The organism is Solibacillus sp. CAU 1738 (assembly GCF_039888725.1).
In the GTDB taxonomy this organism is placed as follows: domain Bacteria; phylum Bacillota; class Bacilli; order Bacillales_A; family Planococcaceae; genus Metasolibacillus.
The window spans coordinates 238,437-263,234 of the sequence record NZ_JBDQQN010000003.1; the positions used below are offsets into that span (position 1 = coordinate 238,437).

Below are 24,798 nucleotides of genomic sequence, written 5' to 3' on the forward strand. Positions count from 1 at the left end.
CGTAATAGCAATAAAAAAACACATTAAAACAAATTTGTTTTAATGTGCCGCGTTAAAAATATCATCAATCGTTTGTGTGAAAATCAAATGGTGCACAGGAGAAATCGTGATTGCATGTGCAGCCCCGGCCCCCCCGATACAAAATTTGATGTGTGGGTGTTGGCTTGCGAATTCGTCAAAACTGCGTAATAAATCGGTGTTCTTTGCAAACGGAATATCAGTCGTTGCAGAAAGTAAAACAATAGACGGCTTTGTCAGAGCTACCATTTCCTGAATGGCAGTTGGGGCAGGGGATTGACCGAGCATTAATGTACGATAGCCTTTCAGCATACATTGTACGAGTAAAATATGAACGGGGATTTCATGGCGCTCCCCCGGTAAACAGCTACCCAGCACAAGTGGGGCTTCAGTCGGTACATGAATAGTGCGGCGAATATTCGCCAAAAAGTCACGCACAGCAATACTTGAAACAGCCTCCTGATATTCCCCCCATTGACGAGAACACCATAATTGTCCAACCTCCTCTAAAAACGGAACAATGACAGCATTTAATAACCTCTCTATACCGATTGACTGCTGCGCTTGTTGGAGCAACTTTGTAATGGTCACATCATCTCCGTTGTAACCTGCGTCAATCAATGCGGTAAGTATATCGGCAGGCTTCTGTGCTACTGCCCCTAATTGATTACGCCAAATTGCAATGGCTTGCTTCACGGTATGACCGCTTTGTACAAGGTTATTGACCGCTGTAATTGTCTGCACTTCCGCAGGTGAATAAGCGCGGTAGCCGTTTTCAAGACGTACCGGCGTAATAAGTGCATACCGATCCTCCCATTTACGAATTACTTGCTTCGACAAGCCAGTATGTTCTGCCACTTGTTGGATAGTGTAATAAATATTTTCGTTCATCATGTATCAACCTCGTTGCTGTTAAAATAAACCTTGCCTATACAGTAAACGCTATTTTACAAACGTGCAATAATTATAATTGTAATACATTGTAAGATAGTTGTATAATGTTTGTACAATGTTTAACTGTTAATTTGTCTAACATTTTTTTGTTTGCAGGAGAAGCATATGTTCATGTTGTAAATTATAAGAAGGAAATCAAAAAGAAAAGAGGGCTCGTTATGACAAAGCATCCACTTGAAAAATGGAGTAATGTAGTTGGTGGCAAGCATTCGCGCTGGGTAACGATTGCGATTTGGATTGCACTCGTTATTTTTCTTGCTAGCATCTTTCCTCAAGTAAATAGTGTTGAAAATTTTAGTGGCGATGATTTGCCGGATGATGTGATGTCACGTGAGGCAGCTGCCCTTATAGATGAGCAATTTGCTTCAGATGCGGGTATACCGTTACTAATAGTATGGTATAAGGAAGCGGGACTAGAGATAACAGACTTACAAGGTATCCAAGGCTTGTACAAACAATTAGCGGCTAAACCGCTTGAGGCGCAGGCAACTTTACCGCCACTTCATGAACTACCTGCTGAGGCTCTGTTTAGCATGGTTTCTGAAAATGGTAAGTCCATAGTAACACCAATCTTTTTTGAGGACATAGTGAACTCAAATATTTTAAAACCGAATTTAGAAACATTAACTACAATGACCGAAAGTGAATTTGGTAGCAATCCGTACGCAACAAACTTAGAAGAGAATGTATTGCATGCGCGTTTCTCAGGACCAGTTGGCATTTTAGTCGATGCGACAAATTTGTTTAAATCTGCTGACTTTAAATTAATGACAGCAACAGTCATTCTGATTTTAGTACTACTTATTGCAATTTATCGTTCACCGTTATTATCAATTATTCCAATTATTGTTGTCAGTATTGCGTTTTTAGTTGTGAGTCCGCTTCTTGGTTGGTTTGCGGAAAGTGGCTGGATTGAAAAAGATGCACAGGCAATCTCGATTATGATTGTACTGTTGTTCGGTGCAGGAACAGATTATTGTTTATTTTTAATTACGCGATATAGGGATATATTGTTCGAAGAGTCGAATAAGTTTTTAGCATTAGGTCGGGCAATGCGTGAATCGGCTGATGCCATTGCGATGAGTGCCCTCACAGTTGTTATTGGTCTCGCTACATTAGGCTTAGCGGATTTCGGATCATTCCAACGATTTGCCGTACCGTTTAGCTTCGGTGTGCTATTAACAAGTATTGCCGTATTAACATTATTGCCTGCGATATTATCTGTGCTCGGACGCGGGGCATTTTGGCCGTTCATTCCTCGTACACCCGATATGGCCAAAGCCCAAGCTGCTGTCAAAAACAAACCGTACAAGGAAGTGAAGCCAAATCATCGCTTTATGAAAAAAGTAGGCGACTTTGTATCAGGAAAGCCATGGCTAGTTATTGTTGTGACAGGTGCGATATTAATTGGTCTCGCGCTTGTGTCAACGCAGATTAAATTTAGCTATGATTTATTGTCGTCATTCCCAGAGGATATGCCATCGCGGGAAGGCTTCACACTTATCGAAGAAAACTTCACACCTGGTGAGCTTGCGCCAGTGAAAGTGCTTGTTGATACGAACGGTGCAGATGTGGATATTTCAGATGAATTAAAGGCATTACCATATGTGGCGTCTGTCAGTAATATGCGTACAGGTGAAACAAATGCTAATCTACAATTATACGAGGTAGATTTAGATAAAAATCCATATTCAAATGAAGCGATGGATGATGTAGAACATATGAAGAAGCAACTACCGGCGTTATTAGAAAAGGTTGGTATTAAGAATGCTTCTACAAGCTTTTGGATTGGGGGAGAAACAAGTACCCAACTAGATACGAAAGAAGTGCAATATGGCGATGAAAAATTAATTCAGCCAGTGATGATTGTCATTATTTTTATTGTGCTTGTTGTGTATTTACGAGCAATAATTACGTCTGTACACTTAATGGTTACGGTAATCGTGTCGTTCTTTGCAGCATTAGGAGCAGGCTGGTTAATCTTAACTACTTTCTTCGGTGCAGAAGCGATTGCAAGTGCGATTCCACTGTATTCATTTGTATTTATTATCGCACTCGGTAATGACTACAATATCTTTATGATTTCAGACATTTGGAAAAATCGGAAAAAAGGCATTGCGCATCGTGAAGCGGTAGCGCGCGGTGTGGCATCAACAGGCTCAGTTATTACATCAGCTGGTTTAATTTTAGCGGGTACATTTGCGGTACTTGCCACATTGCCAATTCAAATTTTAGTACAGTTCGGCGTTATAACAGCGGTTGGCGTGTTGCTCGATACATTTATCGTGCGTCCTCTACTAGTGCCGGCTTTAATTACTGTGATCGGTCGCTATTCATTCTGGCCAGGGAAGCTATGGAAAGCAGAGTAAGGTAGCACCATCAAACGTCAATCGAATAAAACTCTTATTACAACAGGGACTGTTTCATTTATGAGACAGTCCCTGTACATATTTATAAAGGCATTAAGACTGAACTAATCATTTGGGTATGAGTTCAGTTTTTTATTGAGTGGATGTTTGTTGTATAATATTGTAAATTAAGTTTTTTTTAGGTGTTTTATTAACAGTGCATATGGATGTGTTTATTAAGCAGGAAAGCTATCTAAGTTTTATAGGAAACATATAGTGGGGGGGAACTGCATGATTTTTGAGATAACTAATCAAGTTCGTGTTACAGATTTTAAAGAAGGGTACAAATGGTATGCAACATTACTAAATAAAAAGCCTGATTTGATACCACATGATCGGTTTGTAGAATGGGAGATAATTCCGGGTTGCTGGTTGCAAGTTGCTGAAGGAACACCAGCTGAAGCTAGTGGACCACTGCGTTTAGGGGTCACTAATATAAAAGCTGAAAGAGACAGACTTGTTAAAGAGTTAGGAATTGATGAATTTGAGATACACTCGCGTGAAGAGGTTTCTGCAAAATGGGGGACTTTCACTGACCCTTGGGGAAATCAACTTGGTCTCTTTGAGTATTTAGATAAGAAAGAAGAAAAGAACTGTATTAATAGAATTTTAGGAGTTTAAATGGTTTAGTTTTATGAACTACCGGTAGCAATTTAGTAAGATAAAATATGGGATTTAATGGTATTATTTTATATAATTCAGAAAATTAAAAGGGGGAGTTCCCACATGATTACTCTTAGAAAAATCACACTCGAAAACCGCCGTGCCATATTTAACCTGGAAGTTTCAGAAGAACAACGCCGCTTTGTTGCGTCCAATCTGTCAAGCGTGGCTTCGTGTTATGTCCTTGCAACCAATGGGGGACATCCATTTCCGTTTGCCATTTACGCGGATGAGCAGCCGGTCGGTTTTGTTATGCTGACTTATGGAAACACCGGATACGAACTCCCATCAATAGCAGATGACAGCTATTGCATCTTGCGACTAATGATTGATAAGCAATACCAGAACCGAGGCTACGGTAGAGAAGCGATGAAAAAAATATTAGAATTTATACGCACCTTTCCGGCCGGACCTGCAAGTTACTGCTGGATACCGTATGGGACCGAAAACATCTCCGCCAAAAAGCTTTATGAAAGCTTTGGCTTCCGTGACAACGGCGAAATCTGCGACAACGAGCCAATAACTGTATTACAACTCTAATTTGTTGTTGCCCTTTAGTTGTTAGGATTGAAATAATAGCGCAATTTAGTTGAAGAAGCTAAAAAAGCTGTAGGGTAATTAAATCCTTATAGACCTTTTTACACGGAATATTCAAATGCAAGAAAAAAGGGGGATATGATTGAGAAAATTTATTTTTATCATTATTTTTAGCATGTTTGTTGTTGGTTTATCTGCTTGTCAAAATGATAATGGAACTTCAAAAAGTCTTGTTATTAAAAATTCTTCTGTTGAATTCGGTTCACTACAAGATCCTGATGATAGGAAATTGCATTTTTGGGTAGAAATTTCAGATAATAGTATGGAGCCAGAGTTAGAATACAAAGTTAGATTTATTGTTCAAAATCCTTATATTCGTGACTTAATCGCAGCAGAAATTATCGAAGCTCCTGGAACATATAAAACCTTTCCTAAGAGTGGTCTTGTAACAAGTGGGTCTACTGAAATAAAGCAAGATTTTAACATAGATAAAATAAGAAAAAATCTTAAAAAGAACGAAGCGGTTATTGTTGAAATTTACGATGAGGATCGGACAATTGCACGAGGTAAAGTAACCAATTTTAGAGAGAACATAATGCCAAAAGCTAAAATTAGCCCAAATGCCAAAATAAAAATGATAGATATAAAAGAAACCGATAAAAAAGAAATCTTCAGAAGAGCAGTTAGTGATTCGGAAAAGGATACTAATTTGTATTATATGGTAAATCCTGACTATTCATTTAGTCTCGATGAAGAATCCTATTTTCTTTGGCTTTCAGAAGATAAGGGTAGCATTATGAATGCCAAAGATCCTTACATGACATATTCAATTACAAATAGTTCATTAAAAGAGATTACAGACTTTATAAATATAGATTAAGTTTCTGTTACGCTAATAATAGATGGCTCCAGTATTGTGCTGGGGCCTTATTTTTTAAATTTCATTGATATTTTTTTCAGTTTATTTAAAAAAAGAAAAAAGACCGTAGGCAAACTCAAATTTCTATGAGTTAGTTTGTCTACAGTCTACAAGACCTAATATTATTCGGGTCTTTTTTCATTTTCACGAGAGTGTTTCAAGTTTATTTCGTTGTTATTAGTGAAGGGGTGGTGTAATTGACGAATTTTATTAGGAAATTACAACAGGGTCAGGAACAGGCACTGGCCTATGTGGTGGATACATATATGTCATACGTAAAGGTGATAGCAAAGAAAATATTACATCGTTCATGTGGAAATGGTGCTGTAGACGAATGTGTGAACGATGTCTTTTTAGCAGTTTGGCAAAATAGCATTAAGTTTAATGGAAACGAACAAGAGTTTAAAAAATGGATTGGCACGATAGCAAAATATAAAGCGATTGATATGTTTCGAAAACAACAAAAAAATGAAACAGTCAGTCTTGACCAAACGAGGGAACAAGAAGACAACGAAACTGTAGAGATGCTTTATTTAAGAAAAGAGCAAAAAGAATCGTTATTAATGGAAATACAAACTTTACCTGATTCAGAACGAGAACTATTTCTAATGAAATACTATTTAGATTTATCGAATGGAGAGATTGCAGCTGCATTAGGTATTACGAAATCAGCTGTTGAAAATCGATTGTATAGAGGGAAGAAAAAATTGATGGAAATGCCAGCGATAAAGGAGCGATTAGAATGAATGATCTACAAGAAATGCTTCAACTAAATATTGATGAAATAGAGCCAGAGAGTGTGAAGAAGCTTGAGAAAAAACGAGTGCTTCACAATATTTTGAAGAAGAAAAAACGCTTTACCTTTCGTTATGCAATTGCAGTTTCCTTGCTTACATGTGGAATTGGCTCTTCAGTAGTGCTACTGTCTCCAACAATTGCATCTCAAATTCCAATTGTTCAAAACATTGTCGATTATTTTAATGGTGAGACAACACAGTTTATGTATTTCGATGATTATGCAACTGTAATTAGTTCAATGCAAACTAGTAACGGTGTAACAATCGAAATTGCCGATGCTGTATACGATGGAACTACAGTTACGATTGCGTTTGCGATTGAATCAGAAATAGATTTAGGTGAACCTCCACTTTTGGGAAATCCGATTGAAACGAACGGTACATTTGAAGGTGGAGGTGTTACATCAATCAAGAAAGTAACGAATACAACTTATGCTGGTGTAATAACCCTTAGCCCTGAGTTAGACAGACGTTCACCACGTACAGTAAATCTGTCGTGGAAACCAGGTAGAGTATGGAATTATGAAACAGATGAAAAAATCCAAGGTGATTGGTCTTTTGAATTTAAATTGAAAAAAATTAATGTAGACCGTACACATGTTGAGTATGCAGACACGAAGGAAGGTTTTACATTTAAGATTCCAAATGTAGATATTTCGGGCTACACAATAAATATTCCGTTTGATATGGAAATGCCTTCAAAATACGTACTTTTTACCTTGCCATATAGTATTGTGTTTGAAGTGACAGATGAGTTTGGAACTGAATACGAAATGCTTTTAAATGGAGCTAGTGGTACAAATAAACACAAAGCAGAGGGATCTGCTACTTTTTCTAATTTACAGAATGATTCCAAGATGCTAATAATAACTCCGAAACTAGTTCATAAAAATGAGGAAATATTATTTGATTCATTTACAGTAAATACTCCCCAGAACTATACAAAGTAGATTAATATCGATAGGTTGTTAGCTATAATTGAAGAATTAAACGTTGGAACTGACTATTCAAGCGATAATATTGCTAATAAATAACTCCGAACTAAATAGAGTAACGGGTCCAGATTCACTTTTAGTGATGAGGCTGGGACAAAATAAAAAACATCATTTTTCAAGGCTGTTTTCGTAAACTTTGTTGTTTTGGTTAAATAGCGTTATTCAACAATCGGTCCATTTAGTTCTCTGGTTGACCTTATAATACGAACGTGTGCTTAAATTCCACAAGGATTTATAAAGCATACAAAATAAATCTAATAAACGTTCCCAAATGAAAGTTAGGGAATCCCCCCATTCAATTGAATGGGGGGATGTTTTTTTCTATTATTGCAAGTTATATATATTTATTTATAATTATTATGTTCAAATTGTCGCATTAGAAAGGTTTTGAATGTATGGATTATAAACTTCAATCTACCACTTTGTCTTTTCCTGGAAAATGGGTTGGGGGAGTATCAATGATACTTGGACCTATTTTCTTATTCGTAGGAGTGATTTTAAGGTTCAAGTTTAATTTCTTTTTCCCAGATCAACTTGAAGCTTTTGAGAGTTCCTCTATTTTAATGACTATTTCGTACAGCCTTTTTTTAGCTGGAAATATATTGTTGAGTTTAGGAATCATAACTTTAACAAATCTCATTTATCAGCATAGTCCAGCTATAGCAATATGGGGTGGGATTTTTGTGGTTTTTGGTTTATTTGCAAGAGCGTTTCACGCTGGTATTGATCATCTAGCGTTTCAAATTGTAAATATTAAAAACGTTGCAGTAGCAACAGATATCGTAGCTAAATCGTACGGAGCATTTCATATTATTAGTACTTTAAACGGGGCTATTATGTTTGGGTGGATCATTTTGGCTATTGGAGCATATCGTGCTAATGTGTTAAATATTTTTCAAGCTATCTGTTTAGCATTAATGTCGGCTCTTCCACTTGGTGTGTTAAAAGGAACTACCATCTTTTCGATTATTGCGACATTGGGATTATGTGTAGCAATAATACCACTGGGCATTAAGATTTTGAAGAGCGGACCTCAACCCAGTGTTCAAAAAATTATTGCTTGGGTGATGTTCGTGCCTATTTTAGTAGTGATTTTCTTTGTTTTTGGAAGGTTGGGTTGATTAACGTTACACATAAACTTACTTAGAAGCTATTGTTGTACAAGCCAAAATCTATACGAAAACAGCCATTTATTAAAATAATCAGGCGTGATTGTCGGGTTGTTTAAAATGTATCTTTGTTCTTTTAAACTAACGAGAACTTTAGTAAAATAAAGGTTTATAAAGTATACAAAATAAATCTAATAAACGTTCCCAAATCGAAGTTTGGAAATACACAAAAAGCCAAGAAATGCTGTTAAACCAATGTTTCTTGGCTTTCCTTTTTAATATTGTTTATACAGCTTTTTATGCAAAGGTATATAAACATAGCTACAATAAGACTTTTCAAGATTTTGTAGAAAACGCTGCAGGTGTGCATCTGAATAAAAACTTGTATATTACAATTTATTAACGCTGTAAATTTGCATTTTTTATCGATTGCAAATTTCAACTAACAAGGAATTTACTTGAATAAGCACCGAAAAGAGACAGTACCTATTTTGGGTACTGTCTCTTTTTCCTTAATACATTTACTTATTAAAAATAATTGCAAAGTAGGGGATTTTAATTGTTATGGTCTATAGATACCATCTATTTACTGTAAAGAGAGACCAAATGCAATTCTAATAACTACGAGTTATTTTTCTGGTTTAATATAAGGGCAATTTGAGCAATAGCACCTACTGATGCTCCACGAAAAAAGTCTTGATTTTCTAACGCTTAAATATATTTCGTGTGGCCAGTCACCCTTATCCATAAAATCCCCACTTCATCCCATTTGTATTCTTATCCATATTCAAAGAATCCTGTAATATTTCGATATTACCATTAACATCATAAATTTCTACGTATCGATAAAGCCATTGTATGTCTCTTTCGGTGAAGTAGATGGGTTAAATTCATAAACAGTGTACCAGAGGGTCACTTACTTTCATCCATCACGGGAAGGTGGTTTACTGCCATTGGTACTGGTTAGCTCTTCGAAATAAAATTTATTAATAGAATGTTACGTTTTAAGAAATGAATCGTTTATTAAACTGGATAGATTAAATGGGGGAAGTGGATTGGAAGTGAAGTTTGTTGATTTGTATGATGCTTATTTTGATGACGTTTATAGGTATGTGTATGTGAAGACGAGTAATAAATGGGATACGGAAGATTTGGTTAGTGATGTGTTTCGGAAGGCGTTTGAGAAGTTTTCTATGTTGGAAGGGCATCCGAATGATAAGGCTTGGCTGTTTACCATTGCGAGGAATACGGTCATTGATTACTATCGGAAAAACAAGAGTGTGTTAATAGGAGATGAATTCGAACAGTATTTGAGTCCGCTTAAATTTGAAGATCCGTTTGATGGTACAACGGAGAAGGAATGTTTACAGAAAAGTTTAAGGCATTTATCAGACGAAGATTTGGAAATTACAGAGTTACGGTATTTTGCAGATTTGAAATTTAAAGATATGGCAGTCATTTTGAAAAAAGAGGAAGGGTCTCTTCGTGTGAAGACCAATCGTATTACGAAAAAGTTAGGTGTTTTAGTGAAAAAGTGTTTAGGGGGATTATGATGGAGAACGAAAAAATAAAGAAGACACTTTACGAGTTAAGAAATGATATTGAAGTTGACAATGATTTTAAAAAACAATTGCGTAATACATTTGTGAAGAAAAGTAGGTCAAGGAAATGGAAGAATGCTTGGATTCCTTTACTAGCGGCAGCTGTCTTGTTTTTAGCTTTTTTGTTGCCAAATGAACAAATGCCAAATGTGAAGGCAAGTTCGTTAAAGATTGCGAATGCAATTTCGTTCCTCGATATTGGCAGCGGAGAGATAACCGCCTATACGTATCATGATGGACGTTTGTATCTTTCATTAGAGGGCAAAGGTATTTTTGTTTATGAGAATGAATTGAAACAAGTTTTAAATGATGTTGCAGATAGTTTTAGCCGTTCGTCTAAGGGAGATAAGCTACTTTTTACTTTTAATGGAGATGTGTTTTTGTTTGATGTGAAAACTATGAAGTCGGAAAAAGTGCTAGATGGAACTTCGGATTCTAGTTATATTTATCCAGAATGGAAGGATCGTAACCATATCTATTTAACAAAAGTAGCGGATAAGGAAAATCAAATTGTAGAAGTGAATGTGCAAACAAAGGAAGAGACCATCATTGTAAGTGGAGAAATGGCCTCTTTTGTGGAGAAGGAACAAATACTTGTCTTCGAGCGCCATGGAGAAATTATTATTTACAACGTAAAGAGTGGAAAAGAAACTATTGTGGATCGTGGTAAGAACCCATCTGTTACAAACGATGGCAATTACATTTCGTATGTGAAAGAGCGTTCAGGGTTTGAAGATGTATGGATTTCGGATATGGATTTGGAGACAAAAAACAAGATCACGACAAATCCACCTCCACGCTTTGAGCCATCGGGTGAAGGAATGTATCGTTATCAATTTCCCATTTGGGGTAATGATGAACGTACATTGTATGTTATGAAAAAGAGAAACGATGGTGAAAACGGACCTGCTAAGATTATGAAAATCGAATTGAGTGAACAATCGAGTACAGAGATTGAAACGGTGAAAAGTTATTTACAAGCTTTGATGGTGCGAGATGATGACTTTGCAAAAAGCTTACTAAAAGACCCTCCGGAATTTTTAACGTATTCGAACCCTAAACAAATTGGTTTTCAAATACTGGAGAAGACAAAAAATGAACAGTCTACTTCAGTAAAAGCTGAAGTCTATTGGACAGATACATCTCTTGCTTATTACAAAGTGTCCACGTATGACTTTATCCTTATGAAGGAAAATGAGCGATATGTGATTGAAACAGTGAAAGAGCTATCTACTACAGAACTTTTGGCAAATGAACAGAACGAAATTGAATTGGTGAAGGATGGCAAGAGGGAGCTGCTTTTTTCTTTACAAGACATTCCTCAATCTTTTATTCAAACTGAGAATGTTCGTTTCAGTTCCTTGCTCCATACACATGATGGAAAAAACGTGATTTTTAGTTTGCAGGGAATGGATGAAACGAGTGAAGTTACCTTATTTTCTTTCAATCGTGAAACAAAATCCTTCAACTTGTTAGCTACACTTGAAGGAGGCATTATGTATAAAATTGCACTGGATGCTACTGGACGCTATTTAACCGCAGACTATTCTACAGACGCTCTTGATTCGAAAATGATAATCTTTGATTTAGAAAAAGGAAAGCAAACAGACTTCACCAACGTCCGCTCCAAGTTCTGGAAGGGAGACAAACTCATCCTAGAGGAAGTGGCGGAAACACATTCTATGTACTATCAGTATGATCCACATACGGGAAGTAAAATAAACTACTAATTAACTCAACTTTCGTAGAATAAAATCGGCAAATAATCCTTGATATAACTGGATAGGTCTTGATGAAAATGCATAGAGGGGGAGATGGTTTAAATATCGGAAGCTGGTGAATAATAAAAATACGTTTCATTCAGTAAATGAATGAAACGTATTTTATTTTTGGATTGCTATATATTGCATTATAGTGATATAAGTCTTATTTTTTACGTACTCTTGTAATGACAGTATTTGCTTAGTCCGTTAAAGGGCGCGATTGTTGTATAGGCCAACTTTTCTTTATAGCAACAATCTTTGAGAAAACATCATTTTCCAATGAGAAAAATGATGTTTTTTGGCGTTAAAAAATTGATTTCTGTTCCATGGACGATTTCTGGGGGGCACGGCTTGAGCTTGTAGTCTCTTACTCGTACGAAGGTAACTATGCTTTCGTAGCCTAATACTTTCGGGAAGCTCTGTTCTGTAGGGAAAGGCGCAGCCGAAAGCAAATAACCAACAAAGAATAGCTATATATTTACATATTCAATCGATCATTTATTGATTGTTGAATTAGATTTGTTAAAGCTTCTACTCCTTTTGGCTCCAAATGTACACCGTCTGGAGCAAAATATTCTGGATGGTCGATGGCCGTAGAATGCCAATCAATCAACGTAATATTGTCATGTTCTTGAGCTTTATTAGATAAAGCATCGTTCACTTTACTTTCCCAAGGACGAGGAACACGGGCATTTACTAAATAAATATCAGCATTAGAGAAAGCACCTAACAATGTGTCAATCGAATCCTTGGAGAAATAACCATTTGTACCGAGTTGAATAATGACCGCTTTATTTGGCTGGTTGAAATGAGCGTAATTAGGAGCTAACTTGATAGCTTGAGCAACTTGCCGTCCAATTTCTGCATCAATCGTAATGCCTGGATATATTGTCTGCAAGCTTGTAGCAATGTCTATCATTACTGAATCTCCAATAGCTAATATTCCAGTATAAGAATTTAAAGGATTAGCACTTGAATCGTTTTCCGTTTCAGGTGTTTCTATGTCTTGGTCAACATTAGTGTCAACTTCCTCTTCATCTAGATTAGTGTCATTTTTCTCTAGTGTTTCCTGATCGTTAGAAGAAGGTTGTTCTCCAACATTTATTTCTACTTTTGTTGGATAATCCTTTGAATCTTGTTGATCTGCATCTACCACACCTGTGATTCCAGTAAAAAATATTAGAAGTAATAGAGGGATAAGGGCAGTCGATATTTTCCTAGAAAACGAAAAACTTCGCCACTTATTACTATTTACAAATAGATGCTCGCGAAAATATGATCGGAATCCTTTTTTGCGAATCGGCATTTCAATAAAGCGATATGATAGTTCTGCAATTATCAATATGAGAACTAGTTGTAAACCAATGCGCCAGTATGCTGGATTACCTATTTCGTGAACAGGGGTACCCAACACCATAATAGGATAATGCCAAAGATAAATTCCATAAGATCTTGAACCAATCCAGCGTAGTGGTTTAAAAGAAAGTAATTTCCCTATAAAGCTACTTGGATGACAAACACATGCTATAAATACCGCTGCGTTTATGCAAAAAAGGAACATGCCCCCTCTGTATAAAAATGTTTGGTATTCATCCACGAAAAAAATGCTAAGAATAAATATACTAAACGTAATCATTCCTACAATATTTAAGCTATAAACATGCATAGTAGAAAGTTTTTTTGGAGAAAGTTTTTTCATCGGCCAAACAAAAGCTAACACACAGCCTATTAATAACTCAAATGAACGTGTATCTGTCCCATAATAGACACGACTGGGGTCTATTCCAGGCTCATACAGTATCGCCATTAACAATGCTGAACATATTGCACCAATAAAGACGATTATTGAAAGATGGCTTCGCTTTTTAAATAAATATAATCCAAGGAAAAGTAAAATTGGCCATATAATATAAAATTGTTCTTCAATGGCTAACGACCATAAATTCTTTAAAGGTGATGGGGAACCAAAACTATCAAAATAGGAGATTTCGTGAAAAATGAACCACCAATTACTTGAATAGAAAAAAGAAGATATGGCATCTCCTCGCAAAGTATGTAGAAGTTCCTTATTGAAGAGCGTTACCCAAACGAAAGTAGTTATAATCATTACATATGCAGCTGGAAGCAGACGTCGAAACCGTTTAATCCAAAATTGACGCAAACTAATTGTTAATATTTCCCCTTCAATTGGTAGAATGGAAGAGGTTATTAAGTAACCTGATAAAACAAAAAAGATATCAACTCCTAGGAATCCCCCGCGGGCCCAACTAAAGCTAAAATGGTAAGCAATAACGGCTAGTACTGCTAAAGCTCTAACCCCATCTAATCCGGGGATATAACGATTATTGATTGTTTTGTCTAACATAAATATTCCTCCGAAAATCTATAAATACACTTCTATGTTATTCATCTAAGTATGAAAATAACGTCCCTATTTGCTGTAATATTATAAAATATTTTTTGTAAATAAATAAGACAACAAAAAAAGGAAGATCTCTTCTTTGTAGAATTAAGTCACTACAACTAATCCTAGAAAAGATGTCTCCCATGTGAATCAGTTTACAACAGAAATTGTAGAGGCTCTAGTAAAAAACAAGTTATTACCGAAGTTTTTCGTACGTAATTAGAAACAATAGTAAACCGCTTACTGGCGACTACTCTCTTTCCTGTTATGTAGTTGCTTACTTATCAAAGACGTATAAAATATCAAGAAAGTTTAGCTGTGAAAAAAATTTAATAAGTTAGTTTTTTCAAAAGTGTAGGCTAGACCCACTACAATGTGGGTGATTCTACAAGAAAAGGTAAAAGCGTCTTTGTTTTAAGGACTCTATTTGGACTTGTCGTTATAAATTAGCATCATATTGGTGTGGAAACATCGTGGATAGTTATTGAATGGTGGAAAATACTGTGATGTTTAGTGGACGAATATATGTCATTCGCAAGGACACTCTATTATTAGGAGGTGTGATTCATGGCATTGAGGATTGTATTATTACTATTATTTGCTAGTTTGAATTTTTCAACAGGTACCGCTGCTGAAGTTCCGCTTAAAGCTGCCTTTATACGTGACCACCAGCTGTGGATAAAAGAGGGCGATAAAGAAATACAACTTACAACGGGTCAGTATGTATCTTCTCCAAAGTGGTCAAAAGACGGTCAGTTTATTGCCTATTTAGCAGGTGAGCAGGAAGGTGAAAAAACGAATTTGTATATTTATGATGTAATGAAAAAGGAAAGTTATAAGCCGTATCCAATGATTGAGGCAAATGAAATCAAATGGTCGCCAACATCAAATCAACTAGCTTACAATTCGAGAGGTATCTTAAATGTTACAAAAACAAAGAATGGGCGACCACAAGGATTTGAAAATGTATCGCTAGGTGTTAGTGATTTTGAATGGTTCCCCGATGGAAAAGCGTTTATCGTTTCGTCTCAATCTAATTTGCTTCCTACTGGATGGGAACCAGTTCGTCTTTTTAAAGTGCCCGTAGATGCCCATCTGGATACGAATAAAATAAAGCCTTTTTATACGATTCAAACAAATACAACGGACTTATTCGCCATTGATGCCGACTATTTAACGTTTAGTCCTGATGGCAGCTGGATTAGCTTTTTATTAACACCGACTGCGTCTTGGTCCAATGATAGCAATACATTATCTGTACTTTCATCAGTAGGGGATCAATTTCAAGTTATCGGGAAAATGCTTGGGTATGAAAACTGGATCAAGTGGGCTCCTACAGAAAACCAACTAGCTTTCATATCGGGTGAAGGAAGATTTCTAGTTGAAAACAAAGATACAACCGTTACCGATATTCCTACATCAAATAAACGACAAGAATACACACCGAAAGGATATGTTGACCTTGATTTGGAATGGCTTTCCCCAGATGAAATAATTGTTGCCAGGGCCAAAGAAAACAAGAAGTGGCAAGAGGGGCCAGTTCCAACGATGTTTACAGCGCTATATGTCATTAATCTTAAATCAGGAGAACAAAAGCAGCTTACATTTCCAAAGAACAATAAAATAGATAAAGTACCTCAAGTGGTTGGCTCAACGATAACTTGGTATAGAACATCCGAAAAAGCAAGCCGCGGGGATGTTTGGGTTAAAGAGAGGATAGATGGTGCAGAACATCGGTGGTTAAAAAATGTCGACTATGCGCCAACTTTTTTCTATAAAAATAACTGAAACATCCAAGTAAAGGAGAGCGTTAATCGGAAAAGGATTAACGCTCTTTTCCTTGGTTAGACCGTTTTTAAAACCCTGCAAGGTAGAGGCTATTTGTTTGGGTCCCTAATGTCATTCTAGTATTTACACGTTATTTTTCCGGTTTAATATAAGGGACCATTTGTGCAGTTGCACCTACTGAAGCGCCACGAATAAAAGCTTGGTTTTCTAATGCTTTAAAATTTTTCGTTTGGCCAGTAAGCATGACTCCTAAAATCTTTACTTCGTCAAACTGTTTCTTTTTATTTACAGATAAAAATTCACGAGTTGTTTCGTTATCATATTTTTCAAGTGAATCGATAAAGTACTTGTAGGCGTCTTTTGGTGAATCTGATGGATCGAATCCATAAACCTGCACACCAGATGGCCCTTTACTTTCATTTGCAATATTAGATGTCATAAACAACCATACGATGTTTAAATTATCAGGGATTTTTTCTTCTATCTCTTTCCATGTGTAAGGTTGATCAAAAGAAATAGCAACTTCCGCTACATAATTGTCCATTTGTGAAATAGCCACTAAATCGTTTGGGATATCGGCATAGTATTCTTGAATAGATGGATGATAAAATGTCGCCACTTTATTCTTTGTTTGTTTATCGTACTCGTAGAATTCGTTATCAGTCCAATAAAATCCAGGTATTAATTCATTAAAATCAATTTTACGACCTAACCAATCATATGAACTTGTGAGCGTACTCCACTGAACTAAATAGCCATTAATATTTTTAGAACGATTCGTAATAATGTTGCCACCAAACATGGATGAATTACTCGTTACTTGTGAGTTGATCTGAATATTTGGTGCGGCTACTGCATTATGTAGGAAAAGTGCTTCATGAAGTTTTGAGGAACTTTTCGCTGCAAAGTAGTTGCCGGTCTTATAAAAGATTGGGAGTAAAATGATTACGACTATAAATGAAATAATGACTGTTTTTAGCAGTTGTTTTAGTTTTGCCTTTTTTAAAGCGGTTTTAATCGACGAATCCATTAATGTTTTCCTCCTATATGTGAATGAATTGATTTTCGTGCACGGTATAATTTTTGCTTTACACTATCCATTTGAATGTCCAAAATCGAAGCAATTTCTTCATATGAAAAATCGTAATAATACTTTAAAAAGAAAATTTCTTTATATTCTTTTTTGACCTCTTTTAATAAATAAAAAATCTCATCCTTATTAAAAATCTTGTCAATTCCATAATCTGTATGTTGTAGCTTGGAATAAACTTCTTCAGTTAAGTAAATATTCTGCTGCTCCTTTTTCCTTTTCAAGTCAATATATTCATTGAGTGCGACTCGAAAAAACCACGGGCGTATAGTACGATCTGTTAAGCTGTCTAACAGTGTATATACTTTGTAAAAGGTATTTTGAATAATATCTTCTGCATCCTCGTTTTTAGCTCCTTTCGCAAGTAATAGGCGGAACACTTCCTCTCCTAAATCGATTAGATAGGAAGTTAGTATATTTTCTTTTTTCATTTTTTGTCCTCCCTATACTTAAACAACGAGTGAGCTGTTAAAAATGTATACACTTCAAAAATTAATATTAAGTAATTGAAGAAATGGTATAATATGGTCGGGTGTGGAAGTAGAGTTTAAGAATAAATAAGCAGGGGCGTTTACGTGGTTAATAATCCCACTTTGGATTAACAAAGGCAATTATAACAATAAAATAATGTATAAACGCGAAAGGAGAAAGTGAATTAAATCTTGGAAATAATTATTACCTATCAATGGGAACTTTTTATATTAGTAGAGGTGTTGTCTGTAGTTTCGCTCGTGTTATTTGGTATCTTTCGTTATTTTTTTAATAAACCGACATTTAGTACTGCTTTTATAGTCGTCTTTCTTATTTTATTAGTAATAGAAGCATTACTTGGTATGTATGTGTATGCTCAGACTGGAGAAGTATCGACTTTTTCAATTATCATTACGATATTTGTTATTTATGCATGTACATTTGGTATATTCGACTTTATTAGGTTAGATCGATGGATGCGAAAGAAAATTGGAAAGCTGCGCGGCGTTGAACTTTTATCAAAAAAAGACTATGAAATTATGAATCGAAACAGTAATCCAAAATATATAGCGAAAAAATATCGTATTTCATCACTTATTCATTTAGTAGTGTTTGTTATAGGACAATCCATATTTTGGTCTTTAGGGACTGATAGTATCGCGGAGATGAAAAGCTATTTAACCGATTTTTCTTGGATAGATGAGGGTGTTTCCGAAAATTCTCCATATCCAAACGATACAATTTTTTCAATTGGGGTCATCTGGGGAATTGTATTTGTCGTTGATTTTATTTATTCATGGTCGTATACATTGTTTCCTAGTAAAAAGAGTTGAACTTTAAAAGTGAACATGAGAAAAACGGTTGGGAGTGCCAACCGTTTTTTATTAATGTTAAGAACACAATAGAGCTGTCGGATGTAAAGGAGTTAGCGCATTTGTTCTTTACAAAACTTCAACAACAGAGCCTTCTAATAATGAAATAAATTCCTTCATTAAACCTGGTAAATCTGGCCATGCATGACCACTTACTAAGTTTTGATCTACATGAAGATTTTGCTCGATATATGTTCCGCCTGCTACTTGTACTTCAGGTTTGCAAGCGATATAAGCTGTTAATTCACGACCGTTTAGAACTTCCGGAATAGTGGCGAAAATTTGTGCAGCATGACAAACTGCTGCAATCGGTTTATTTGTATCAAAGAAATGCTTAACAATGGTAGGTACATGTTCATTTAAACGAATATACTCTGGTGCACGTCCTCCTGGGATAATAAGGCCATCATATTGTTCTGGTTGTATGTTTTCGAATGCGTCGTTTGCTTCAAGACCATATGCAGGACGCTCGATATAAGTATCCATTCCATCAACAAAATCGTGTAAAACAGTTTGTAGCTTTTTTACTGAAGGTGCAGCAATTGTTACATCAAACCCAGCTTCAAGACATCGGTAATACGGATAAAACACCTCTAAAGCTTCTACTGCGTCGCCAGCAATAATTAACACTTTTTTACTCATGATTAACGCCTCCCAAAAAATATTGTGATACATGCTATAAATTCTATAAAAAAAGGGGAATCCCTCCTATGTATAGAACGTGCACTCGAAATGTAAAGGGCGATTTTCTTTTAAGAGGATTTATTGATACTACACTTTTAGCAATAGAAATTCGGAAAATAGAACCTTTTACCATCCGTATAGATGTTTGGCGGATGGTAATTTTAGTTATATACTTATATTAATGTAAAAATATGGTGAATGGATGGTGCTAGGATGGCTGAAACTGAAAAGATAACAATTAATATGAATGTTGTGGATTTAGGTAAAGTGGATTTATTAGTTGAACAGGGTTTTTATTCAAATCGTACGGATTTTATTAAAACGTCTATTCGAAATCAATTATCGACTCATGCGAATGTTGTGGATACGATCATTACAGACAAGTCATATGTATTAGGAGTTAGTCATTACACACGGGAATCGCTTGAAAAAGTATTAGCGCAAAATAAAATATTAGATATTAAAGTAGTTGGAATGCTAGTTTTTGCAGATGATATAGATGAAGAATTAGCGATTAAAACAATTAAATCTTTAAAAGTTTTCGGTGTATTCAAAGCCACTCCAGAGATAAAAAAGGTTTTAAACCAATAATACTTACTGCAACTAGCTAGGGCGTTTCCGCAACAAGTGGAGACGCCCTTTTACTAATATAACGATTTTATATAAATTAAAGATTTTATTCCTTTGCATGTAGATCATCTTACAAGTGAGGAAACCAATCAATTTATTAAGGAATATCTTGATAGTTGTAACGACTGTGCGAATTATGTTAGCAATGTCCAGAAAGATTTTCCTAATAATGATTAACTTAATATTGATGCTGAAAAAAACGACGACAGGCTAATGAAAAATATTAAACATAGAATAAATAAAATGATATTTGCGGCTCTTTTGAGGATTAAACTTCGTTATTTTTGTTTTGAGTTTCGTTTCTTTAGTAATTTCTTTGAACGTATTTTACAACATTGCAGTATACGTAGACGATTACGGAGTATCTCCACCGGTTGTATACGGCGGTAATTTCTGGTTGAATATGGCATGGCTTCGTCTAATACTACTTGCATTTATTACGTTTATGTCTGGCATCATGCTAATGCGTATTCAAAAGAAAGCAGATTAATTCAAACTTTTAAGGGAGAAGGTGAAAATTGAAAAAAAAGAATGCTTTTTTTATCTTGTTTTATTTGATTTTATTATTGATGATTATTGGTTGTTCGGGTAAAAATGTAGATTTAAATAATTATGAGAATGATATAAGTAAATTAGAAAGTGAAATTTTGGAGCTAAATCAAGCAATGGAGAAACAACAATTTTTAAACGATGAACTAAAAATGGAAATGAATACTTTAGAGGAGTCATATACAGTTCTGCAAAATAATTTTTATGCTCTGAATGAATTGATTGACCTCACTATAGAATCCAAAACGGCAATGTTAAATAATGCTGAGATTAAAGGAGATATACTGAATCTCAATATTACTTTTACTGAGAAAGTAAGCGATAAGAATGCACCAAATGGGTTTCGTTTAGAGGAGACAGAGGAAGGTACTAAAACCTTAAATATTTCAAAAAATGTTCCTGTTTATTTGTTAAAGGATCCATCCTCAATAATCCAAGTAGATTGGGAAAAAGTTGTTACCCATAGAGGTTTACTTCAACTATACGAAAAGAATGGAGAAGTTGTTTTCATATCTGAAATCTATCTACCATAATAAATGTTTAAACGGTTTGTTATTCAACTAATGGGGCTGAGAGTGTAAGAAACAAGCTGCCAAAGACAAAGGCAGCTTTTCTTATTAGGCTAAGGGACTGGGAAATTTAAGAAGCAAATCACAAGCGTAGTTTAAGATGAGTTATTCTACGAAAAAGGTTGATCATTTATACAATACTTCTTTTCTTATAAAAAAATTTGAAATTCCTGTAACGAATAACGATTTAAAGCTATATATAAGTGTGGCAATTAAAAAGTGGATAAGAAGGAGGGGGGAAGGTGGAGGATTTAAGTGAAATATATAAATCCTATGCAGATGAAGTAAAGCATTTTCTTATTTGTTTAACCTCAGATGTTGATTTAGCTGAAGAACTGACACAAGAGACCTTTTATCAAGCGGTAAAGTCTATTCAGCGATATAACGGTGAATGTAAAATGTCTGTTTGGTTATGCCAGATTGCAAAACATACATATTATAACTACTTAAAAAAGGCGAATCAAATTAATCAAATGAGTGTAGAAAATATGATGGAAATGGGAGTGGATATCCCGTCTAATACTATTGTGCCAGATGTTGCAATTGCACAACGCAACACACTTATTTCAATACACAAAGAAATACATTTATTAAAAGAGCCGTATCGTGAAATATTTTTACTTAGAACATCTATTAATCTTAGCTTTAAAGAGATTGGTGAAATATTTGATAAAAGTGAGAACTGGGCGAGGGTAACGTATTACCGTGCCAAATTAAAACTAGCAGAAAGGATTGATCTGAATGAATTGTAATATTATTAAAGATTTATTGCCATCTTATATTGATGAAGTTTGTAGTGAAGAGACTGTGGAAATGGTTGAAGAACATATACAGTATTGCGAAGAATGTAAGCAGACGTTAAAAAGGATGCAACAACAAACGGATTATGTTCAAACGATACCAGAAGAAGTAAAAAAAGCAGTTACACCATTTAAAAAAATTAATAAAAAGCGACGTATCCAAGTTATTACGGCAATTATTATGACCTTTCTAATGACCTTTTTTATCTCGACTGTAAGTTATCTAGTTTATCAGGAGGTAGGTGTTGTTCATGAATTTTTCACACCTATGTTACGTGCGGATGTACATATAACAAATGATACGGAAGAGTGGGAAAGAATTTACTTTGGAGACAATGAGTATCTGGAATTCGACAGCATTTTTTTTAAGAAGGAAATCGTGAATAGCGCATCTAGTGAACATGAACTTGACATCGTATTAAGAATCAAAGACGTCAACAATAATGTGCTAATAGATGAAATATTAATCCCATCTGGTACAAAAATAAATTTGGATGAACTAAAGCGGTATGAAAAATATATCGTTGAGATTAAAGCGCCACAAGGAAGATTTTTTATTAATGCGGTATGAAAAAACAGAGACCTGAGCAACAAGCTAGGTCTCTATTTTATATGGCTATTTTTAAGAAATGAAATTAAGTTAAAGTTGGTTTTTGGCTACTATTCGTCTTTGTAAATTAAATAATTTACTAGTCTCAGCTCTGCTTTAAGCTATTAATTATTAGAATGAAGGGTAATAACGCCCTTTTTTATTGGTAATTGGATACATATTAATGATGTAAAATATACATGGAATTTTTGTGAAGTATTAACTGTTTTTTGTTGAGTTTCTTCAACTATTGTTGCAGAATAGTGGGGAATTCCATATTCAGGAGCGAGCTAAGTAAATGAAGAAAAGGGTTATTGTACTTGCTATACTATGTATGGTAGGTATCCCTATTTATGCAATATATGACTTTCTCGATGTGGAATTAGATGAATTATCTGAAGGGAAATTTTTGTCTGAGCATCTATCACCCAATCATGATTATACAGCTAGAGCGTATTTAATAGACGAAGGTGGGGCTACAATAAGGGCAGTTATAAGAGTAGAAATCGATTTTGGGCCAGAAAGAAAAACCGTTTATTGGAATTATGATGAAAGTACAGTCAACATAACGTGGTTAAATAACGAAGCAATTGCAATAAATGGACATCAATTAAATATTTTTAACGATACGTATAATTGGAAAAAGGATCCGCACTGGGAAGAAAATAGAGGTCATTATTAAGAATTTTTTAACTAACGGGGCATTTAATCTTTCAACCATTATGAGTAAAAACAATTAGGAGGAAACGAATATGACAAAGAGAAAAAAGGAATTGCCACTAGAACAACGTGAGGAGCTACTCCAAACTTTAAAAGCCCGTTTTGAGAAAAATATGAACCGCCATGAAGAGGTTGAATGGGCTAAGGTGCAAGCTAAGCTCGAAGCTAATGTAGAAAAACTGTGGTCGCTCAATGAAATGGAAGTAACAGGAGGCGAACCTGATGTTGTAGACTATGATAAAAAGACAGACGAATATATTTTTTATGATTGTTCAGCGGAAAGTCCTAAAGGTCGCAGAAGTGTTTGTTATGACCTTGAAGCTCTGGAATCAAGGAAACAACACAAACCAGAAAATAACGCTATTGATATGGCAGCTGCCATGGGCATTGAACTTTTAACGGAAGAACAATACCGAGAGCTACAACAACTTGGGAATTTCGATATGAAAACATCGAGCTGGGTACAAACACCTGCAAATATTCGAAAACTCGGTGGGGCCATCTTTTGTGATCGTCGCTACGACACTGTCTTTGTGTACCACAATGGAGCAGAATCTTACTATGCTGCAAGGGGCTTCCGTGGCTCGCTAAGAGTTTAAATTTTGCATAGACAGCTAAATTTGAATTTGAGAGCGGGGCACCTAGGGAAAGACTTAATTTTTCTTTACTAAAGAAGAACTCAATATGTCTATACTACAAGTCCAAGTAAATGAAGCATATTTTAATTCAATAAAAAAGGATATTCGGTCCAAATAAAAAGGCAGACAGGAGTTAGATACGATGATAAAAGGTTTTGGAGGCATATTTTGGAGAACTAAAAATCTTGATGTTATAAAAAAATGGTACAGTGAAGTGTTGATGATTGAAATAGACAATTGGAATGGGACTATAATAAAACCCCAATTAGGAAATGAAACGATCTTTTCTTTCTTTACCGAGGATGACAGTTATTTTCCGATAGAACAACAAGTGATGTTAAATTTCCAAGTGCATAATCTAGACGAAACTATTCAGCATCTTGAACAGATCGGTGTTCCACTAGCAAAGGAAACAGAGATTAGTGAATTTGGAAAGTTTCTTTGGATAAAAGATCCTGAAGGTCGACTAATCGAGCTTTGGGAAAAATAACGAGTGGCATCATTTGCTATTAAGCTAACGGCTGTTTTACTTGAAGATCAAAGAGTTGCATAAGCAGCTCTTTTTTTATAAAAATTTATGAATATTAACAGGTTTATTCAGATTATATAGTGTTCTCGCCTTTTGATTATAAACCTAATTTAGGTAAAAGAGGAACTTATATACCTAGCCGCCGTTTTAAAAGTAAAAGGCAGTTTGTAATAAGAAAATATTGCCTAAATAGGGGGATGGCTTTGGGAATCAATGAAACGAACGTTAAATATGAAGAACGTTTATTTTATAAAAAGTTGTTAAAGGGACTAATAATAGCTAGCTTGTTATGTATTGTATTGGTCGGTTATGGAGTTTATTGGGCATTCTTTGATATGAATAGGTTACCAACAGGAGAGTACCTCACAGAAGAGACATCCCCTAATGGAAAATACACGTTAAAAGCTTATGTCACCAATGGAGGGGCAACAACATCGTATTCAATTCGTGGTGAGCTAGTATTTAATGATAAAGCTAATAAAACTAAAAACATTTACTGGAATTATCGTGAGGACACTGCAAAGATTATTTGGACTGACAATAATACAGTTGTAATAAATGGACATACATTGGAAGTGCCAAATGAAAAATTTGATTTTAGAAATCAAAGATAAATAACAATAAGTGATTGTTTAGATGAAAAGGGGTAAGTATTAGGGCTTCTTATGGAGGATGAGTAGGAAAGGGGCATTTGAACTCAT

General features: G+C 35.2%; 25 protein-coding genes. 20 read left to right on the forward strand and 5 right to left on the reverse strand.

Going from position 1 to position 24,798, the window contains the following annotated elements:
* Positions 1-39: 39 nt before the first annotated feature.
* Entirely contained in the window at positions 40-912 is an 873-nt protein-coding gene (locus AAFN87_RS10655; RefSeq protein ID WP_347791045.1) for a MerR family transcriptional regulator, read from the reverse strand.
* A 218-nt stretch (positions 913-1,130) separates the two neighbouring features.
* Between AAFN87_RS10655 and AAFN87_RS10660 the strand changes: the two genes are divergently transcribed.
* From AAFN87_RS10660 to AAFN87_RS10700, 9 genes are all read left to right on the forward strand, one after another.
* Positions 1,131-3,341 (forward strand): MMPL family transporter, encoded by a 2,211-nt coding sequence (locus AAFN87_RS10660; protein WP_347791046.1) that lies wholly within the window; start codon positions 1,131-1,133, stop codon positions 3,339-3,341.
* Positions 3,342-3,611: 270 nt separating this feature from the next.
* Positions 3,612-4,001 (forward strand): VOC family protein, encoded by a 390-nt coding sequence (locus AAFN87_RS10665; RefSeq protein WP_347791047.1) that lies wholly within the window; start codon positions 3,612-3,614, stop codon positions 3,999-4,001.
* Positions 4,002-4,106: 105 nt separating this feature from the next.
* Complete coding sequence (locus tag AAFN87_RS10670; RefSeq protein ID WP_347791048.1) at positions 4,107-4,583, forward strand: GNAT family N-acetyltransferase; 477 nt, start codon at positions 4,107-4,109, stop codon at positions 4,581-4,583.
* A 139-nt stretch (positions 4,584-4,722) separates the two neighbouring features.
* On the forward strand, positions 4,723-5,460 hold the full coding sequence (locus tag AAFN87_RS10675; RefSeq protein ID WP_347791049.1) for a YhfM domain-containing protein: 738 nt from the start codon (positions 4,723-4,725) through the stop codon (positions 5,458-5,460).
* A 236-nt stretch (positions 5,461-5,696) separates the two neighbouring features.
* Positions 5,697-6,245: a sigma-70 family RNA polymerase sigma factor gene (locus AAFN87_RS10680; RefSeq protein ID WP_347791050.1), complete on the forward strand. Its 549-nt coding sequence runs from the start codon at positions 5,697-5,699 to the stop codon at positions 6,243-6,245.
* Positions 6,242-7,246, forward strand: coding sequence for a DUF4179 domain-containing protein (locus tag AAFN87_RS10685; RefSeq protein ID WP_347791051.1), 1,005 nt, complete (start codon positions 6,242-6,244; stop codon positions 7,244-7,246). The genes AAFN87_RS10680 and AAFN87_RS10685 overlap by 4 nt, the downstream gene beginning before the upstream one ends.
* 440 nt (positions 7,247-7,686) lie before the next feature.
* Entirely contained in the window at positions 7,687-8,412 is a 726-nt protein-coding gene (locus AAFN87_RS10690; protein ID WP_347791052.1) for a hypothetical protein, read from the forward strand.
* 1,049 nt (positions 8,413-9,461) lie between these two features.
* Positions 9,462-9,953 carry an RNA polymerase sigma factor gene (locus AAFN87_RS10695; protein ID WP_347791454.1) on the forward strand — a complete coding sequence of 164 codons (492 nt, stop codon included), beginning with the start codon at positions 9,462-9,464 and terminating at the stop codon, positions 9,951-9,953.
* Positions 9,953-11,731 carry a hypothetical protein gene (locus tag AAFN87_RS10700; protein ID WP_347791053.1) on the forward strand — a complete coding sequence of 593 codons (1,779 nt, stop codon included), beginning with the start codon at positions 9,953-9,955 and terminating at the stop codon, positions 11,729-11,731. The genes AAFN87_RS10695 and AAFN87_RS10700 overlap by 1 nt, the downstream gene beginning before the upstream one ends.
* A 511-nt stretch (positions 11,732-12,242) precedes the next feature.
* On the opposite strand, the gene AAFN87_RS10705 is transcribed toward AAFN87_RS10700, so the two are convergent.
* Entirely contained in the window at positions 12,243-14,129 is a 1,887-nt protein-coding gene (locus AAFN87_RS10705) for an acyltransferase family protein (RefSeq protein ID WP_347791054.1), read from the reverse strand.
* 606 nt (positions 14,130-14,735) lie between these two features.
* Here AAFN87_RS10705 and AAFN87_RS10710 point away from each other — a divergent pair.
* Positions 14,736-15,956 (forward strand): translocation protein TolB, encoded by a 1,221-nt coding sequence (locus tag AAFN87_RS10710; RefSeq protein WP_347791055.1) that lies wholly within the window; start codon positions 14,736-14,738, stop codon positions 15,954-15,956.
* A 130-nt stretch (positions 15,957-16,086) separates the two neighbouring features.
* Here the strand turns inward: AAFN87_RS10710 and AAFN87_RS10715 are convergent, their stop codons facing one another.
* Complete coding sequence (locus AAFN87_RS10715; RefSeq protein ID WP_347791056.1) at positions 16,087-16,986, reverse strand: sigma factor regulator N-terminal domain-containing protein; 900 nt, start codon at positions 16,984-16,986, stop codon at positions 16,087-16,089.
* Positions 16,986-17,477: an RNA polymerase sigma factor gene (locus AAFN87_RS10720; RefSeq protein WP_347791057.1), complete on the reverse strand. Its 492-nt coding sequence runs from the start codon at positions 17,475-17,477 to the stop codon at positions 16,986-16,988. Before AAFN87_RS10720 ends, AAFN87_RS10715 begins: the two co-directional genes overlap by 1 nt.
* A 231-nt stretch (positions 17,478-17,708) precedes the next feature.
* Between AAFN87_RS10720 and AAFN87_RS10725 the strand changes: the two genes are divergently transcribed.
* Positions 17,709-18,350, forward strand: coding sequence for a hypothetical protein (locus tag AAFN87_RS10725; RefSeq protein ID WP_347791058.1), 642 nt, complete (start codon positions 17,709-17,711; stop codon positions 18,348-18,350).
* A 108-nt stretch (positions 18,351-18,458) separates the two neighbouring features.
* Here AAFN87_RS10725 and AAFN87_RS10730 read toward each other — a convergent pair whose 3' ends face one another.
* Positions 18,459-19,031, reverse strand: a complete 573-nt coding sequence (locus tag AAFN87_RS10730; RefSeq protein ID WP_347791059.1) for a DJ-1/PfpI family protein — start codon at positions 19,029-19,031, stop codon at positions 18,459-18,461.
* Between the two features lie 255 nt (positions 19,032-19,286).
* Between AAFN87_RS10730 and AAFN87_RS10735 the strand changes: the two genes are divergently transcribed.
* The 9 genes from AAFN87_RS10735 to AAFN87_RS10775 all read left to right on the forward strand — a co-directional run bounded on the left by AAFN87_RS10735 (position 19,287) and on the right by AAFN87_RS10775 (position 24,711).
* A complete protein-coding gene (locus AAFN87_RS10735) occupies positions 19,287-19,664 on the forward strand; it encodes a CopG family transcriptional regulator (protein WP_347791060.1) in 378 nt (125 codons plus the stop codon).
* 355 nt (positions 19,665-20,019) lie between these two features.
* The gene (locus AAFN87_RS10740) at positions 20,020-20,193 is read left to right on the forward strand and encodes a hypothetical protein (RefSeq protein WP_347791061.1); all 174 of its coding nucleotides are present in this window, start codon (positions 20,020-20,022) and stop codon (positions 20,191-20,193) included.
* A 28-nt stretch (positions 20,194-20,221) separates the two neighbouring features.
* The gene (locus tag AAFN87_RS10745) at positions 20,222-20,785 is read left to right on the forward strand and encodes a hypothetical protein (protein ID WP_347791062.1); all 564 of its coding nucleotides are present in this window, start codon (positions 20,222-20,224) and stop codon (positions 20,783-20,785) included.
* A 278-nt stretch (positions 20,786-21,063) separates the two neighbouring features.
* A complete protein-coding gene (locus AAFN87_RS10750) occupies positions 21,064-21,573 on the forward strand; it encodes an RNA polymerase sigma factor (protein ID WP_347791063.1) in 510 nt (169 codons plus the stop codon).
* A complete protein-coding gene (locus tag AAFN87_RS10755) occupies positions 21,563-22,192 on the forward strand; it encodes a zf-HC2 domain-containing protein (protein ID WP_347791064.1) in 630 nt (209 codons plus the stop codon). The genes AAFN87_RS10750 and AAFN87_RS10755 overlap by 11 nt, the downstream gene beginning before the upstream one ends.
* 316 nt (positions 22,193-22,508) lie before the next feature.
* The gene (locus tag AAFN87_RS10760; protein ID WP_347791065.1) at positions 22,509-22,892 is read left to right on the forward strand and encodes a DUF5412 family protein; all 384 of its coding nucleotides are present in this window, start codon (positions 22,509-22,511) and stop codon (positions 22,890-22,892) included.
* Between the two features lie 70 nt (positions 22,893-22,962).
* On the forward strand, positions 22,963-23,529 hold the full coding sequence (locus AAFN87_RS10765) for a DUF4256 domain-containing protein (RefSeq protein ID WP_347791066.1): 567 nt from the start codon (positions 22,963-22,965) through the stop codon (positions 23,527-23,529).
* A gap of 181 nt (positions 23,530-23,710) precedes the next feature.
* A complete protein-coding gene (locus AAFN87_RS10770) occupies positions 23,711-24,058 on the forward strand; it encodes a VOC family protein (protein ID WP_347791067.1) in 348 nt (115 codons plus the stop codon).
* Between the two features lie 296 nt (positions 24,059-24,354).
* Positions 24,355-24,711, forward strand: coding sequence for a DUF5412 domain-containing protein (locus AAFN87_RS10775; RefSeq protein ID WP_481886475.1), 357 nt, complete (start codon positions 24,355-24,357; stop codon positions 24,709-24,711).
* The last annotated feature ends 87 nt before the right edge of the window (positions 24,712-24,798 follow it).

Excerpts from the sequence above, each read along its gene's own strand:
- AAFN87_RS10655 (WP_347791045.1), bottom strand. The coding sequence starts at position 912 with ATGATGAACGAAAATATTTATTACACTATCCAACAAGTGGCAGAACAT.
- AAFN87_RS10660 (WP_347791046.1), top strand. The coding sequence starts at position 1,131 with ATGACAAAGCATCCACTTGAAAAATGGAGTAATGTAGTTGGTGGCAAG.
- AAFN87_RS10665 (WP_347791047.1), top strand. The coding sequence starts at position 3,612 with ATGATTTTTGAGATAACTAATCAAGTTCGTGTTACAGATTTTAAAGAA.
- AAFN87_RS10670 (WP_347791048.1), top strand. The coding sequence starts at position 4,107 with ATGATTACTCTTAGAAAAATCACACTCGAAAACCGCCGTGCCATATTT.
- AAFN87_RS10685 (WP_347791051.1), top strand. The coding sequence starts at position 6,242 with ATGAATGATCTACAAGAAATGCTTCAACTAAATATTGATGAAATAGAG.
- AAFN87_RS10690 (WP_347791052.1), top strand. The coding sequence starts at position 7,687 with ATGGATTATAAACTTCAATCTACCACTTTGTCTTTTCCTGGAAAATGG.
- AAFN87_RS10700 (WP_347791053.1), top strand. The coding sequence starts at position 9,953 with ATGGAGAACGAAAAAATAAAGAAGACACTTTACGAGTTAAGAAATGAT.
- AAFN87_RS10705 (WP_347791054.1), bottom strand. The coding sequence starts at position 14,129 with ATGTTAGACAAAACAATCAATAATCGTTATATCCCCGGATTAGATGGG.
- AAFN87_RS10710 (WP_347791055.1), top strand. The coding sequence starts at position 14,736 with ATGGCATTGAGGATTGTATTATTACTATTATTTGCTAGTTTGAATTTT.
- AAFN87_RS10715 (WP_347791056.1), bottom strand. The coding sequence starts at position 16,986 with ATGGATTCGTCGATTAAAACCGCTTTAAAAAAGGCAAAACTAAAACAA.
- AAFN87_RS10720 (WP_347791057.1), bottom strand. The coding sequence starts at position 17,477 with ATGAAAAAAGAAAATATACTAACTTCCTATCTAATCGATTTAGGAGAG.
- AAFN87_RS10730 (WP_347791059.1), bottom strand. The coding sequence starts at position 19,031 with ATGAGTAAAAAAGTGTTAATTATTGCTGGCGACGCAGTAGAAGCTTTA.
- AAFN87_RS10735 (WP_347791060.1), top strand. The coding sequence starts at position 19,287 with ATGGCTGAAACTGAAAAGATAACAATTAATATGAATGTTGTGGATTTA.
- AAFN87_RS10755 (WP_347791064.1), top strand. The coding sequence starts at position 21,563 with ATGAATTGTAATATTATTAAAGATTTATTGCCATCTTATATTGATGAA.
- AAFN87_RS10760 (WP_347791065.1), top strand. The coding sequence starts at position 22,509 with ATGAAGAAAAGGGTTATTGTACTTGCTATACTATGTATGGTAGGTATC.
- AAFN87_RS10765 (WP_347791066.1), top strand. The coding sequence starts at position 22,963 with ATGACAAAGAGAAAAAAGGAATTGCCACTAGAACAACGTGAGGAGCTA.
- AAFN87_RS10770 (WP_347791067.1), top strand. The coding sequence starts at position 23,711 with ATGATAAAAGGTTTTGGAGGCATATTTTGGAGAACTAAAAATCTTGAT.